General features: G+C 67.7%; 12 protein-coding genes and 3 pseudogenes. 8 read left to right on the forward strand and 7 right to left on the reverse strand.

All coding sequences use genetic code 11. The annotated features are described in order from the left end of the window. Positions 1 to 278: 278 nt before the first annotated feature. Both OHO83_RS45045 and OHO83_RS45050 read right to left on the reverse strand, forming a co-directional pair. Positions 279 to 449, reverse strand: a complete 171-nt coding sequence (locus tag OHO83_RS45045; RefSeq protein ID WP_266681432.1) for a hypothetical protein — start codon at positions 447 to 449, stop codon at positions 279 to 281. Between the two features lie 219 nt (positions 450 to 668). Next, positions 669 to 1,824: pseudogene (locus OHO83_RS45050) on the reverse strand (RNA-guided endonuclease InsQ/TnpB family protein). Between the two features lie 98 nt (positions 1,825 to 1,922). Between OHO83_RS45050 and tnpA the strand changes: the two are divergent. Further along, positions 1,923 to 2,279, forward strand: a complete 357-nt coding sequence (gene tnpA, locus OHO83_RS45055; RefSeq protein ID WP_266681811.1) for an IS200/IS605 family transposase — start codon at positions 1,923 to 1,925, stop codon at positions 2,277 to 2,279. Positions 2,280 to 2,746: 467 nt separating this feature from the next. On the opposite strand, the gene OHO83_RS45060 is transcribed toward tnpA, so the two are convergent. Further along, positions 2,747 to 2,905 carry a hypothetical protein gene (locus tag OHO83_RS45060; protein ID WP_266681434.1) on the reverse strand — a complete coding sequence of 53 codons (159 nt, stop codon included), beginning with the start codon at positions 2,903 to 2,905 and terminating at the stop codon, positions 2,747 to 2,749. A 918-nt stretch (positions 2,906 to 3,823) separates the two neighbouring features. Here OHO83_RS45060 and OHO83_RS45065 point away from each other — a divergent pair. Further along, positions 3,824 to 4,144, forward strand: a complete 321-nt coding sequence (locus OHO83_RS45065) for a DUF6191 domain-containing protein (RefSeq protein ID WP_266681436.1) — start codon at positions 3,824 to 3,826, stop codon at positions 4,142 to 4,144. A 46-nt stretch (positions 4,145 to 4,190) separates the two neighbouring features. Here OHO83_RS45065 and OHO83_RS45070 read toward each other — a convergent pair whose 3' ends face one another. Both OHO83_RS45070 and OHO83_RS45075 read right to left on the reverse strand, forming a co-directional pair. Then, on the reverse strand, positions 4,191 to 4,520 hold the full coding sequence (locus tag OHO83_RS45070) for a hypothetical protein (protein ID WP_330280684.1): 330 nt from the start codon (positions 4,518 to 4,520) through the stop codon (positions 4,191 to 4,193). Between the two features lie 164 nt (positions 4,521 to 4,684). Continuing rightward, entirely contained in the window at positions 4,685 to 5,179 is a 495-nt protein-coding gene (locus OHO83_RS45075; protein ID WP_266681440.1) for a GNAT family N-acetyltransferase, read from the reverse strand. A 69-nt stretch (positions 5,180 to 5,248) separates the two neighbouring features. On the opposite strand from OHO83_RS45075, the pseudogene gabD2 reads away from it, so the two are divergent. Next, positions 5,249 to 5,475, forward strand: a pseudogene (gabD2, locus tag OHO83_RS45080) (succinic semialdehyde dehydrogenase); the annotation flags it as partial. A gap of 370 nt (positions 5,476 to 5,845) precedes the next feature. Here gabD2 and OHO83_RS45085 read toward each other — a convergent pair. Next, positions 5,846 to 7,090 (reverse strand): NADH:flavin oxidoreductase/NADH oxidase family protein, encoded by a 1,245-nt coding sequence (locus OHO83_RS45085; RefSeq protein WP_266681442.1) that lies wholly within the window; start codon positions 7,088 to 7,090, stop codon positions 5,846 to 5,848. A gap of 95 nt (positions 7,091 to 7,185) precedes the next feature. Between OHO83_RS45085 and OHO83_RS45090 the strand changes: the two genes are divergently transcribed. From OHO83_RS45090 to OHO83_RS45110, 5 genes and pseudogenes are all read left to right on the forward strand, one after another. Continuing rightward, positions 7,186 to 7,782: a TetR/AcrR family transcriptional regulator gene (locus tag OHO83_RS45090; protein WP_266681444.1), complete on the forward strand. Its 597-nt coding sequence runs from the start codon at positions 7,186 to 7,188 to the stop codon at positions 7,780 to 7,782. 1,622 nt (positions 7,783 to 9,404) lie between these two features. After that, entirely contained in the window at positions 9,405 to 10,520 is a 1,116-nt protein-coding gene (locus tag OHO83_RS45095) for a PP2C family protein-serine/threonine phosphatase (protein WP_266681446.1), read from the forward strand. Positions 10,521 to 11,015: 495 nt separating this feature from the next. Continuing rightward, a complete protein-coding gene (locus tag OHO83_RS45100) occupies positions 11,016 to 11,765 on the forward strand; it encodes a hypothetical protein (protein ID WP_266681448.1) in 750 nt (249 codons plus the stop codon). 215 nt (positions 11,766 to 11,980) lie between these two features. Further along, a pseudogene (locus OHO83_RS45105) lies at positions 11,981 to 12,360 on the forward strand (transposase); the annotation flags it as partial. A 273-nt stretch (positions 12,361 to 12,633) separates the two neighbouring features. Next, positions 12,634 to 13,536 carry a DUF4344 domain-containing metallopeptidase gene (locus OHO83_RS45110; protein ID WP_266681450.1) on the forward strand — a complete coding sequence of 301 codons (903 nt, stop codon included), beginning with the start codon at positions 12,634 to 12,636 and terminating at the stop codon, positions 13,534 to 13,536. A gap of 352 nt (positions 13,537 to 13,888) precedes the next feature. Here OHO83_RS45110 and OHO83_RS45115 read toward each other — a convergent pair whose 3' ends face one another. Further along, positions 13,889 to 14,104 (reverse strand): hypothetical protein, encoded by a 216-nt coding sequence (locus OHO83_RS45115; RefSeq protein WP_266681452.1) that lies wholly within the window; start codon positions 14,102 to 14,104, stop codon positions 13,889 to 13,891. Positions 14,105 to 14,217: the final 113 nt, after the last annotated feature.

A 14,217-nucleotide genomic window follows, 5' to 3' on the forward strand; every position in this document is an offset into this window, starting at 1 on the left:
GCCGAGACGGGCATCTCGCGGGGCACCGCCCACAGGTGGATTTGCCGGTGGCGGGCGGCGCTGCTGCCTCAGACTGCCATCGTTGCCACATCGCACCCGGCGCAAGCCCGTCCATCAGCCGTGTGAACAACCCGGCGGGACGATGCACCTGAGGCGGCGAACACGACGGAACGCTCGCCGCAGCCGAAGGCGCTGCGACAGGCGATGCCCTTCGGGACGGCCGTCCGGGCCGAGCCGCAGCGAGCCTGGCCCGGCAAGGCCAGCCCGGCTCGGTGCGGTCATTTGGTCTTGATGTCGTCCACCCGCTCGCCCTCCGCCTGGGACGGCTCGGTCCTGGGGACGTCGGGGTGCTGGGCTGCACGCTCAGCCAGGTCGTCGCGCTCGCCCTCAGCTTGGGAGGGTGTGTGAGAGTACAGCCAGGTGTCGTAATCCGAGGGTTTGGACTTCATGGCGGGCCTCCCTTATTTGCCCCATCTCCCATGCTCCTCCGTCGACCCTCGCAGGGCGAGACCAGTCGGCACTGCGTCTCGCGTTTCAAGCCCATGAAGCTGCCGGATGCGCAGCCCAGCCGATCCCCGACGGTAGTCAACTTGACCCGGCCCTAAAGGACCGGGCTTGGAGGTAGTGCCCAGCTGGCTGCTGGGTTGGCTCCTCCGTCCAGACACCCGCTATGGGGTGGCAGGGACGCGTGACTCACGCCCCGCAGTCCACACAGCAGCGCCGCGTGCGGCGATGTTGTGGGAAGCGTTCCGGTCGGCGTGGGCAACGACCCAGCACCCCCGGCAGATGAAAAGCCCCTGGTCGACACGGTTGCGCTTGTCGACGTGGCCGCACTCGGCGCACGTCTGCGACGTGTACGCGGGATCGACGTAGACCAGGGGCACGCCTGCCCGCTTGGCCTTGTAGACGATGAAGTCTCCGAGCTGGGCGAAGGCCCAGGAGTGGAGTGTGACCCGTTGGGGCTTGCGGAGCCGTACCCGCTGGCGGATGCCCCTGAGTTCTTCCAGGGCTATGCCGTGTGCGGTGCGTTCAGCCTCGGTCACGATCGTCTTGGCGATGATGTGGTTGGTGTTCTTGACGTGCCGCGTCTCGCGGCGGGAGCGCTCCTTGAGCCGGCGTTTGGCGGACTTGGTGCGCTTCTTCTGGAGCTTGGCGCAGGGCGAGCTGACGCTTGCGGTACCGGCCCAGGCCGCGTCCGGCGGCCTGGTATCCGGTGGACGTGGTGGCGATGTTGACGATGCCGAGGTCCACGCCGACGAAGCCGTCCGGCTCGTACGCCTCAGCCTCGGGGACCTCGCAGGTGGCGATCAGGTAGAACACCCCGTCACGCTCGATCAGGTCTGCCTCGCCCTTGCGGTAGTCACGGAGCGTCTTGAGAGCGTCGGTGGAACAGACGAAGCGGACGTTCTTGATGCGCCCGGCAGTTGTCCAGATGGATACGGTCTGTGCGTCGTACTGCCAGCTCAAACACCGGTCGTCGTATGGCTGCGCGGCCCGGGGACGGAACGTGATCGGCTTCGAGGCGGCTTTGATCCGCCGCTTCGACTTCGGCTTACCAAGGTTCCCGGCGCGGATGTTGGCGTGCAGCGTCGTGTACGCATCGCGCACCTTCTTGATCACGTGTTGCGCCGCCTGCGCTCCGAGCCCTTCGGCCTTGAGCCGCGGGTACGTGTGCTTGCGCAGCTCGTACTCACGCGGGACACCATGCGCGAACGCCACCTCGGAAACCCAACATGCCAGGTCGTTGACCGTGCGCAGAGTCGCCGACAGCGCGGCGGCCTGGTCGGCCTCCGGCATCAGCTTCACCTGCGTCACGATTTTCATGCGGATCACCGTACTGCAGTGGATCCATGTCACCACGCCGAGAGGCAAACCCCAATATTTGCCGGGGTCGCACGGTCATCTAGACCCCCCATGCCCATCTGGTCTTCACGCCCCGGTATCGCCGCGGCCCGTTCAGCGACGAGATACTTACGCGCTGCGAAGAGATCATGCGGACCGTGTGCGCCGACTTCGAAACCGAGCTGGCGGAGTTCAACGGCGAGCGCAACCACGTCCACCTGCTCGTGCACGACCCGCCCAAGGTCGCCATCTCCCAGTTGCTCGGCTCCCGCAAGGGCGTCTCAGCCCGCAAGCTCCGTCAGGGGTTCCCCAACCACATCCACGAGTACCTGTGGGGCGACCACTGCTGGTCCCCGTCCTACTTCGCCGCGTCCTGCGGCGGCGCACAGCTGGCGATCATCAAGGAGTACATCGAGAACCAGAAGCGTCCCGACTGAGGCCAACAGTGCGGACTCGTGCACCCGTGCGAGTCACCACCATCTTGAGAAGCGCTTCCTCCCGGGCGTGAACGCCCGAGGTTCCGCGCTAGATCATGCTGAACTTCTCCGGCCTCTCTGCAGCCGACCACGCTCAGAGGCTCCCAGGACTCACCGTCGGGCCCTGCCGATTGTCACCGGCGCCATCGACGTGCTGCGGTGACCGGATGTCGCGGCCAGAGGCGTCGCCGACGACGAGATTCCCGACCTCAGGGCGCCACGCCGACCTGAGGCGCACCGCCCTGTTCGAGATCTCGCCCGCCGGCAGACCAGACGGGGTCGGCCACGGTGCGCGACCTGGGCGTACCTCTCTGCACTGCTCAATCCGGAATCTGTCCTGGCTGATCCGCTCTGCTGCGGTCGCGGGACGGCTCGTTGCGGATCAGCCGGGCCAGGCCGGTCATTGGCCGCCTTGGGAAGGGGCTCAGTCATCTGGCCAGGACGACGTAGATGGCCATGGCAAGCACTATGAGCGCGACCATCGCGAGGAATTTGCCGAGGGGAGCGTTCCCCTCAATGCGGTCGCGGCGCACCTGTGTGTGGGCCTTGATTTCCGCAGCATCGTGTGACCATTGGTTGGGAAACACAGCGCCTCCTGTATTGGTGGTGACCACGGCCTGTTGTCGCTCAACTGTCTATGTGGGACAGGCGTGTTGGTGATGTCGACAGGCCGTTTGCCGGCCAACGTCTGCGCAGTCAGATGTGGCAATGAGTGCCGGAATGGAGCTTGCTCCTCGCGCAGGGCCGATAGCAGGAAGGAGCTGGCGAACGCGGTCGGCAGGCCGAGGAAGAGTGGTCCGGTTTCGGGAACTACCCCCGCCCTGGCCAGCCCATAGCCGCGTAAAGCAGCAGAAGACCGTTACCGCCAGGCCCGAAGCCATCGTGCATGCACTGCGCTGCGGGTTGTTTGCTTCCACTGACGCCCCCCGTTTCTCCCGGCAGACATCAGCATGCATGCTCGGCGGACCTCCGCGCATTGCCGGTGTCCGGCAATCTTCGGCTAGGGATCCATTCCGCGGTCGGCTCCGAGTACCAGCAGGACTTCGTGATCTCGGTTCGCCGCGGAACAGGAAGGTCACTGCGTCATCGGGGTGAGGCGTGTGGACTCTTCAAGACAGTTCCGGACGGGGCGACTGTTCCTCCAGGACGTGGTCGATCATGAACCGCTGTACGCGAGCACGGTCAGGCGGGCTTGCCTGAGGTTCTGGTCGTTGTAGTCAATGCCCGGTGCCGAGGGAACAGGATCCGGGAATGGGATCTTGGGAGCGGGCGAGTAGTCGCCTCGTAGGAAGCCGATGTCGTCATCCCCGATGCCGCCCCCGAACTCTGATCTCCACGACCTCGCGCGTACCGGAGAGCAGTCAACAACCCTCGCCCTCCAGGCCCTCGCCGGCTGCCTTCGTGACCGGCAAGAGCCTGGTCCACGAGGCCGCCGCCCGCGCGTCCGTGAGGCCGGCGACTGAACCACAGGGCGCGTGGGTGGGCCGGGCCTGGATACTGAGGGCATGGTTTTCGTCGTCTTCATGACCTTGCCAGGATTGGTCATCCTCCTGACTGCGCTGGCCTTCGCTGATCAGCTGCTGTTGCGTGCGGGCAGGGCCGGCGTTCTTCCGTGGCGGAACGGAGCTCGGCAGGGCCAGATTTCGGCGACCGGGTTCGAGCAACTGCACGCGAGCCTTTCGCCAGGAAAGCAGAACGAGCTGAAGGAGCGTCAGTCGGCACTTCTCATGCGCGACGACGAAGAGGACGGGGCTCCACCGAACCGAACTACGGTGGATCTGGACGGCGGGACCGCGGTTGTCCGGATGCCACCGGCCGCCCAGTAGAGCCTTGCCGAAGCTCTGACGCCACAGTTCTTTGGAGCTGTGGGTCTCAGAGTGTGTGGAGCGCCGGCTGGATCGCTTCGACGTTGCCGTCGTGGGCTGGCTGGGCGACGCGCCGGTCACGGCCCACTGAGACGGGTGCCTGTTCCGCGATCTGGTCCAGCATCCTCAGGAAGTTCTCGTCGGCGGTGAGGGACAGATCGCAGTCCGGTAAGCGCGAGGCGTGCTGCACATCGCGTGGGTTGCCGTGGGTGACCTTCAGGTCCGTCTGTACGGTTTGCGCTGCCCACCGCGGCCAGTTGCGAGGCATGTGCTCGGCCTCGACCTCGTACAGCCCGAAGCGGGATGGCACCAGGTACTGACAAGCCGGTTGGAGCACGGGACGCACCACCGGGCACAGACATGGCTGCACCAGCGGAACACCGGTGGCGAAGCGGCGCCTCAGCCCTGGGTGCAGGCAACGACAGAGACGCGAGAGCCGGGCATCCGGAATCTTCCGCACCGATATTCGCCGAGAGAAGGCAGACTGATGTTCCGCCAGCTTCACTGCCCGAGGGCTTTCGCGTACCAGTGATCCGCCCCGCCGTGGCCTTCATACGGTTGGGTCTCCTCGTATCCGTACCGCGTGTACATCGCCCGCGCCTCGGTGAGCTGGGTGTTTGTCTCGCACACGATTCGGGTGGCGCCCAGTCTTCGGGCCGAGTCCTCGACGGCGAGCGGAAGGCCTCGGCCCAGCCCCGCTCTCCGTCCGCCCGGGCAGACGTACATCCGCTTGAGTTCCGCCGTTCTCGGGGTGCCGGCAAGGATCCTCAGCCCCGCGCAGCCCAGGAGCTCGCCGTTGTCGCCGCGCGCGACGAGGAACTCGCCGCCGGGCGGCCCGAGGTCTTGGTGCGGGTCTTCGGTAAGCACCGCGCGGAGCTCTGCCTCCGTCGCCGAGCGTCCCAGCACCCGCCGGCCCAGTTCCGTGAAGTACCGCCGCATCGCCTCGTCCACAGCCGCACCGGTGACGGGCTCGGGCCTGATGGTCCAGGTCGGCATGCGGTCCATGGTCCCGGGCTCGTCGCACGCCGTCCACGGTGCAGCCTGCGTCCATGCGATCGCACACGGGCCGACGCCACGCCGTGCGGCCTCAACGCGAGCGTCTGGTCCCGCGACGGGGCGCGGGGCCGCGCAGTCGCCGCCGCGTGGGACGGCCTGATGGGCGGCATGGGCGACTCCGGCCTCGGCCGCTGCCGCGGTGCTGAGGGAATCCTCAAGTACACCGAGCCCCAGACCGTCGCCCAACAGCGCTCCAGGGGTTAACCCCGCCGACGGGCATCGCGCACGAGACCTGAGCCGCGCTGCTGACCGGCGCGTTGAAGGTCCTGAAGGCGGTCGGCTCCCGCTGAGGCGAAGAGAAACAGACGGCGCGGCTCCGGGGGGGGGTCGCGCCGTCTGCGGTAGGGGAAGCGGTACGAGGACGGCTGCCTGTGCCAGCGTGGATGTCGCCCCGGGGGGCCGGCGTGGATGTCCGCGCGGATGTCGGTCTGGGAGGCGGGGCGTGGGGAATCGGCGTGGTTGCCGGGGTGAGCGCTCGCGTGGCCGAGGGCGCGGGGCCGAAGGGCCCACTGACAGACCGAAGGCGCCCCAGGTGCTCGCGTCCCGGCGCGAGTATCCGGGGCGTCTTCGGTGGCCGGTGGCCGGTGGCTGGTGGCCGGTGGTCGGCTACGCGGCGCGCCTCGCCGTGTTGAGCCAGGTGCGGTACCGGCGCAGGGCCCGTCGCTGTCTGCGCTGCTCGGCGAGCAGGGCTATCGCCGGGTGCGTGCCCGGCGTGGGGCGGCTGCCGCGGGCGATGCGGCGCATCTGGTGGCGGACCTGCGCCATGCCCGCGGCCGAGGCGAGGGCCTTGTCGGACCAGGTCACCGGCCGCAACGGCCGGTCGGCCTCGCGGTCGGTGCGCCAGCGGTCAGGCAGGTCGGGGGTGACAGCGAGGGCGGTGCCCATCCCGACGATCGCCACGCCGCTGTCGAGGACGCGCTCCGCGGTCGCGCGCCGGGTGATGCCGCCGGTGAGCATCAGCGGCAGCGGGCTGGTGCCGACCAGGTCCTTCGCCAGGTCGAGGAAGTACGCCTCGCGGGCCTGGGTGCGGGCGTCGGCGGGGCGGCCGGACATCGCCGGGCTCTCGTAGCTGCCGCCGGACAGCTCGACCAGGTCGACGCCGAGCGGCTCGAGCATCGCGATCACCTGGCGGGCGTCGTCGGCGTCGAAGCCGCCGCGCTGGAAGTCGGCGGAGTTGAGCTTCACCGCCACCGCGAAGGACGGGGAGACGGCGTCGCGGACCGCGCGGACGACGTCCAGCAGCATCCGGGCCCGGTTCTCCAGGGATCCGCCCCACTGGTCCGTGCGCTTGTTGACCAGGGGAGACAGGAACTGCGACAGCAGGTAGCCGTGAGCGGCATGGACCTCGACGCCGTCGAACCCGGCCTCCTCGGCGCGCCGGGCGGTGACCGCGTACCGGGTCACGGTCTCCTCGATCTGCTCGGTGGTCATGGCGACCGGGCGCCCGAAGCGGCTGCTGTGCTTGCCCAGGTCGACGCCGACCGCGGAGGGGCCCCACACCACGCCGGGCATGTCGGAGCCGATCTGGCGGCCGGGGTGGTTGATCTGCATCCAGATCGCCCCGCCCGCGGCCTTGCCCGCCTTGGCCCACTCGACGAACGGCTCCAGCGGCGCGGCGTCGTCGAGCACGACACCGCCCGGACCGGTCAGCGCCTCGGCGTGGACCATGACGTTGCCGGTGATCAGTAGGCCGGTGCCGCCTTCGGCCCAGCGCCGGTACAGCCCGAACAGCTCCTCGTCGGGCAACTGGCCGTCGCCGGCCATGTTCTCCTCCATGGCCGCCTTCGCGATCCGGTTGTCCAGTACTTGCCCGGAGCGCAGAGACATGGGCGAGAACAGCTTGCTGGTCATCCGAGTTCTCCTCTCGATCTCGATCGCCTACGATGTGTGCAGCGTTCACATTAGGGCAACGATGTAAGCGTCGTAAACATGAGGGAGTGTGACCTATGCCGCAAGCGAGCAGCTCGTACCACCACGGCGATCTGCGTGCGGCCTGTCTGCGTGCCGCGCGGGAGCTGCTGGAAGAGGACGGCAGCGCCGGGCTGTCGCTGCGGGCGGTGGCGCGGCGGGCGGGAGTGTCTGCGACGGCCCCCTACCGCCATTACGCGGACCGCGACGCGCTGGTCTCCGCGGTCGCCGCCGAGGGGTACCGCGAACTCGCAGGAGAGCTGGCCTCGGCGCACCCCGCGCCCACGACTCCGACCGAACTCTCGGCGGTCGCCGTCGCTTACGTGCGTTTCGCGCTCGACCGCCCGGCCATGTTCCGGGTCATGTTCGCGGAGCCGTGCGACCCGGCCGACGAGGAACGTGTCGCGGCGACAGCCGCCATCTCCGAGTACGTCCGCGACATGGTGCGCGGCGCCTTTCCCGGCGCCGACCCGGAGGTGCTCTCGACCACGGTGTGGGCCCTCGTCCACGGCCTGGCCTTCCTGCACCTGGACGGCAAGCTCGACTCCTCGACCCCCGAGGTGGTGGCAGCCCAGGTCGAGTCCGCAGTCCAGGCGCTGTTCACGGCCCCGGCGGCGATGTCGCGGTCGGAGTAGGGGCCGGCGCGACGTCCGGCGCCCGGCAGCTGGCTCCCGCCCCCGTGGATAGGGTGTCCGCTCATGTCGCGCGCAGGCTGTGGAGACAAGCCGGCGCGCCCGGTGGGGAGGGGCACGTATGAGGTTCAGGGCGGGAATGACGGGGCTGACCGTCGTAGTGCTGGCTGCGTTGGCCGGGTGCGGTACACAGTCAACGGCAGGCTCGGACGACGCGGCAGGACAGGCGTCGACAAGGCCGTCTCCCCTCACTTCATCGACAACGGCGAACGCTCGCCCCTCTTCTGCGGAACTGCAGGGCCGATGGTGGACATGGGCAGCGTCGGAGCCCGAGAAGACCAACCCTGTTGCCGACCAGGACGGCGTGCGGGCTCAATCAGCCGCAAGACGTGTGGTTCCTGGCCGGCACCTTCGGTGGTCAGGCCGAGCGCGCATGCAAGGTCCCGGGCGGTCGGCCCGTCGCCTTCCCTCTGGTGAATCGCTTCGGGGACCGTTCGGACTGTGCGGCTTTCATGAGCAGCGTGCAGGGGACCGTGCTCCTGGACGGCAGGGAGATTGAGCCGGAGACCTACCAAGGCGACTTGATCACGGTTCAAAGCGCTCGGGGCAACGCAGTTACCGGGGAGGAAGAGCGCTTCACAGCTACAGGGTGCGGCTTGTGGGTCCAGTTGCCTTCCCTGGCTCCCGGAAAGCACTCGCTGAAGATCCGCGGACAGTCAGATGACTTCTCTACCGGTGTGGACTATGCGTTGTCCGTCGCGACCTCATCGGAGTAGTCCCGCCGCACAGCCAAGACCCCGGGGGAGACTCCTCGGGGTCTTGGCGCACGCTGAGACGCGCCCCGCATGAGGGCCTCGAGGGTACTGAAATTCGCTGATGTCTCGGCCGGCGATCACACTCAGAGGTTCCCAGGAGTCACCGCCGGGTTGCCGCTTGTCACCGGCGCCATCAACGTGCTGCGGTGTCCAGATGCGGCAGCCAGGGCTGAACCGGGCATGTCCCCTGCATGGGTGGGGCGTTGAGGGATAGGCCGCGGTGGGGGACGTTCACTGGGCCGCGGATGCGGCAGTTCTATCGGCTGTTGAGAGCGGTGCGCTGACGAGGTAGAAACGGCCCCGGTGAGGGGGTCGGCCGTAGTGCCTTCCGCTGGCTACCGCTTCCCGGGGAATGTGCAGGTCATCATCCACGCCGACACCCGGCGGATCCTGGACCCGGGTGAGTGTGTGAGCCTTCTTCCGTGGTGGCTGCGCCGGACCGAGAAGGGCGGCACGACTCTCGTCCCTGGACGGTCCGTCCGGCACACCCAGCCGGTCGATGTCCGGGACGTCGCCGGGTTTGCGCTCTCCGCACCGCCCTGCGCTCTCAACATCGCTCGCCGCGTGAACGCGACACCATGAGCGACCTACTGGTTGCCTGCCGGCCGTCATTCGACACTACGTCGCCGGTCGTCGCGCTCCGTGATACCGCCTGCTGTCCTGTGCCATCGAACCTTGATCCTGGCCACCGAAGCTTGAAAGTCATCGGATTCGTGAATGCGAAGGGTGCGTCGGCGCCGCCTGCGGCAGACGACCGCTCTGCCCGTCTCAGCCCGTGCGAGCCGAGCACGGGCGGTGTAGACAAGAGTCATGTCGCCGCGCCTCGAAGGACTTCGACGGCCTGAGCGACCGGGGCGGGCATTGCTCGCCATCCCGATCGCGTGGATTGTTGCCGTGTCCGTGATCGACATCCTTGCGCCGGCCAACATTCACCTCGGTCCGCTGCTCGTCGCGGCCCCCGCGATCACGGCGTCGTTCGGCAGGCCCCGGACTGTGGGTCTGATCGCTGCGCTGGCGGTGGTCGCACAGACGATCATCGGGCTGCTGCGCGATCCCAACCAATTGCTCTCTTCCAACCATCAGGCGCAGATCATCGCCCTGGTGCTGGTCGGCACATGTCTCGTGATTTTCTGTGTGCTGCGGGAGCGGCGCGCAAAAGAGCTGGCACAAGTGCGGTACGTGTCCGAGGTCGCCCAGCGCGTGGTCCTGCCACCACTGCCCAGGCGGCTCGGACCGCTGCGCGCCGCCTCTCTCTACCTTGCCGCTGAGGCCGAGGCCCAGATCGGCGGAGATCTCTACGCGGCCGCGCGCACCGCTTCCGGCACCCGGCTGATCGTCGGCGACGTGAGAGGCAAAGGGATGACCGCGGTCAATGACGCCGCCTTGCTGCTCGGAGCGTTCCGCATCGCGGCCCACCGCCAGGCGAGCCTGGGCGAGCTGGTGGCCTACCTCGACCGCAGTGTGTGCTGGGACCTGATGGAGCCGGGCGAGACGGGCTGCTACGGAGAAACATTCATCACCGCCCTCGTCCTCGACATCCCCGACGGGGACGGCCAGGTCCAGATGGTCGCCTGTGGGCACCCGTCGCCGGTCGTCCTTCGCAACGGCAGTCCGGCGACGATGGACGCCCTTCATCCTGCGCCTCCGCTGGGTTTGGGCGAACTGGCGCATCCGCGCTACCACGTCGACAGCTTCCAGTTCGAGCCGGGAGACCTTCTGCTGCTGTACACGGACGGCGTCACCGAGGCCCGCGACTCCACCGGCACCTTCTATCCGCTTGCCGAGCGCATCACCGGCTGGACCGAGAACGACCCCGACGCCTTCCTCGGCCGTTTCCGGCGTGACCTGCTGCACTACGTCGGCGGACACCTGAACGACGACGCCGCCATGATCGTCATACAGCGCCCCGCCACAACCCTGGCCTGATCACCGCCGGATTTCTCCGAAGACACGGTCGGCTTCAACGGGGTGGATTCTCCGTCGGCCCGGTCAACTTCACCGAGGCCACCGGCCCAGCACCCCGCTTGCCCCCCGCCGGACAGGTCACCCTTGTAGGCCGCACTCAACGTGGCGGCAACCTGGTTCCCAGCGGGCACTCAGTACGACGCAGGGACGCAGGGACGCAGGGACGCAGGGACGCAGAGTCCAGTGAATCCGCCCGCCTCGTAGAGCTGCAACTCACCGCCGGACGCGTCCCTGTCCAGCCCACCCGGCAGCCCCTGACGACGGCTTGGAGTGTCGTGACGGGGCCGGTGCAAGTGCGCTGGTCCGCGGAAAGAAGGACGGCTACTCCCGCGTACAACCTTTAGTCGATCTTGGTGGTCATGTGTGTGCGAACCTGTGGCCCGGTCTGGGTGCAGGGGCTTGAGCACTGAGAGAGGCACCATGCGTTCCACCGTTATTCGCCGTACGGCCTTGGCCGTGTCTGTGGCTTCCTGCGCCTTTGTGGTCACCGCGTGCGGCGGCGGTGCCGACACGAAGGACGGCGCGTCGGCATCGAAGCCCGCGGCGAAGGCGCTCACCGCCGCAGAGCTGAACAAGCGCGTCGTCACCCAGGGCGACGTGAAGGACCACGACATCAAAAAGCCTGGGAAGAAGGACGCTTTCGCACCCGGCTCGGTCTCCGTCGCCAAGGCCGCCTGCGACCCCGTCGGGCAGGTGCTGTCCGCCCTGCCGCCGACCGAGTCAGTGGCGAGCGTGCAGCGGCTCGTCGTGCACGAGTCCGCCGCGGCGAAGAAGGGCATGCCGTCGATGAAGGAGCTCGCGGACTTGACGGAGGACGAGGCCGAGCAGGCCACCATCGACTCGCTGGACATCACCAAGACAATGACCTCCCTCTGGTCCTACGACGGCGACGACGCGGCACAGGCCCTCGCCACGCTCCGGGACGCTGGAAAGAAGTGCGCCGGCGGCTTCACCATGACGACCGACGGGGAGAAGCAGCAGGTCACCAAGGTGACACAGGAGAAGCTTTCGGCCGGCGACGATGCCGTTGCCTGGACCGTGGGGACGAAGGCGGCGGGCACGACCGCCGATACCAAGGTCGTCGTCCTTCGAGTGGGCAACACGCTCGCCGGGTTCTCGTCGTTCAACATCGCGGCGGTCACCCGCGGTGAGGCGTTCGACCAGCCGACCGCCGTGATCGAGAAGCAGGTCACGAAGCTGAGGTGAGGCTTGCAGGGAACGCACCGCAGGACGCTTCGTTGAGTTGCTGACCGGGGCGCGCGGTCCCGGCCACCCGCGTCCTCGCCCCGCAGGCCGACGTGGGCGATGCCCCAGCCTGCGGCACCCGGCCGGCAGTTCTGGGCCGCGCGACAACTGGTTACGGGCCGCCTCCACCGGCAGCCCGTAACCCCGCACCGTTGGCCGGCGCATTGTGCGGTGTCCATCAGGTGGTTATCGACGCCGACAACCGCCTGGTTGTCGCTGTCGGCCGGCCAGTGCCCGGCAACCGCCAACGGCCGCAAGGCGTGGGAACTGTCCGGTGCGAAGGCCGTCATCGGCAAGAACATAGTGATCGCGGACGGCGGCTACCGGAGCACCGGCCTGGTCATCCCGTATCGCCGCTGGCCCGGCCAGGCCGATCTCCGTGCCTGGAAAGAGGAGCGCAACCCCTCCCACCGCAAGGTCCGCGCTCGTGTCGAGCACGCCTTCGCGCGAATGAGGGGCTGGAAGACCCTCCGCGACTGTCGCCTGAAGGGGCGACGACGTGCGTTTCGCCATGCTCGGCATTGCCCACCTGCACAACCTCAGCCTCGCCGGATGACGAGGAACCCTGGAGGCGAACCGGCACGCCTGAGATCATTTGGCTCGAACCAGCGGGACATAAATCGACATAAAGGGATGATTGTGCACGCAGTGTCTGTCGATCATAATCCGGGTGTCAGGGCGGAGTCCTGCCCGCGGTATCGGTAAGCGACTCCGGAGGCCGCGAAACTGCAACCGCCCGCCCCAACAGCGCGGTCAAAGAAGAGAGCTGACCAGGATGCTGAGCAAAAGTGGACACTCGGCAATGTCGAGGGCTGCTTTCGCGGGAGCGGTGCTCGTCGCCGGCTACGCGGTCGTCTCGTGTGACGACGCCGGCGACACGGCTGCCACGAACGGTCGGGTCACGGTCGTCTACGAGGACGAGGCGATCAAGCCGGAGAACCGCCAGGTGGCAGGGCTGATCCGGAAGTCTCGCGTGCTCGAGCAGCTCGCCGACTGGGTGAACGAGAGAGTCGCCCTCCCGTACGACATGGACGTGAAGGTCACGGACAAGGTCCCGCCAGGGGTTACGGATGCGGTCACCCAGCCCGACGGCCGGACGATCTATGTGCCCCCAGCGTTCCTGACCCAGGTCGAAGGGGTCCTCAATGACGTGGTCAAGACGGTCAAGCGCCCGGCTGTGTTCCCCCAGGCCCAGTACAACGTCGACGACCTGACTGCCCTGTCGACCCAGTTCATCTTCGGCCACGAAATGGGCCATGCCCTGCAGCGTCAGCTCCTCCTTGCGAACCTCGGCCTGGAGGAGGATGCCGCCGACGGGTTCGCGTCGTTCTACACCGTCAACGAGGTTGGGCCGGGACCGTCGCTGTCAGCCGCACTCCTCTTCGACGAAATCGCGCGCAAGGAAGGCAAGCTGACACTGGAGGGACTCTCGAGCGATCACCCCGTCACCCAGCAGCGAGTCTTCAACTTCCTTTGCTACCTCGAAGGGAGCGACCAGAAGGCGTATTACGAACCCCTGGTCGGTGCGGGTTACCTGCCCAAAACCCGCGCCCCGTTGTGTCCCCAGGCATGGGCGATGCTGGACTACGGCTGGTGGACACAACTCAAGCCACATTTCAGCGAGGCATTCAGAAACCAGGGCGACAAGACGCAGGAGAACGCACACGACCAGCTGATCGCGGCGCGGAAAGCCTTCGAGAAGGAACTCGACAAGCTCCGCAGCGAGCAATGAGCATGCTCCGCTCGGCATCGCCCGCCTGCACGACCTCAGTCTCACCGGATGACGACGGGACGGAAACGTCATCAGGTACGTCTGAGTCACTTACGAGACAAGCCTTGGAGCGCCCAGTCACTGTACTGAGTCTGAGTGGCCGATCTGGCGGCTGAGTGGACTGCTTTGAGGGTCTGATCAGCTGAGTTGGCCGGCCGGTTAGCCGCAGGATTTTTGGAGCCGGTCACTGGCAGACCCTGAAGCTGCGCTCGGACCGCGCCCAACAGCTGACTGTGCCCAGAGAGCGGCGCCGTCGAACTGGCCGTGGCCACCGCCCTCCTGGGCTACGCCGCGGGCGATGCGTGGACATCGATCAGAGTTTCTGGGGCGGCAGGGAGACGTCGGTGAGGTGTTCGGCTTCGGTCCACAGGCGTGCCGCGACGGCCTTGTCCTGGGCGCTGCGCGGCAGCGAGGTGGGCTTCGTCGGGCCGACCATTGCCCAGCGCGGGCCGTAGTAGCCGCCGGCGTCGGGGCTGGTGGCGGCGTACAGCAGGGGTTCTGCGCCCTGTTCCGGCCCTTGGGACGGCACGACTGGCCGCCTACGCCTCCGACCCGGAACTGGCGTCCATGCGCCTGGACTTCACCGACCTGGTCCGCCGGACAACGGCAGTCACCGCCTCCGGCCTGCTGGCCCGACAGGCA

Source organism: Streptomyces sp. NBC_00569 (assembly GCF_036345255.1).
In the GTDB taxonomy this organism is placed as follows: domain Bacteria; phylum Actinomycetota; class Actinomycetes; order Streptomycetales; family Streptomycetaceae; genus Streptomyces.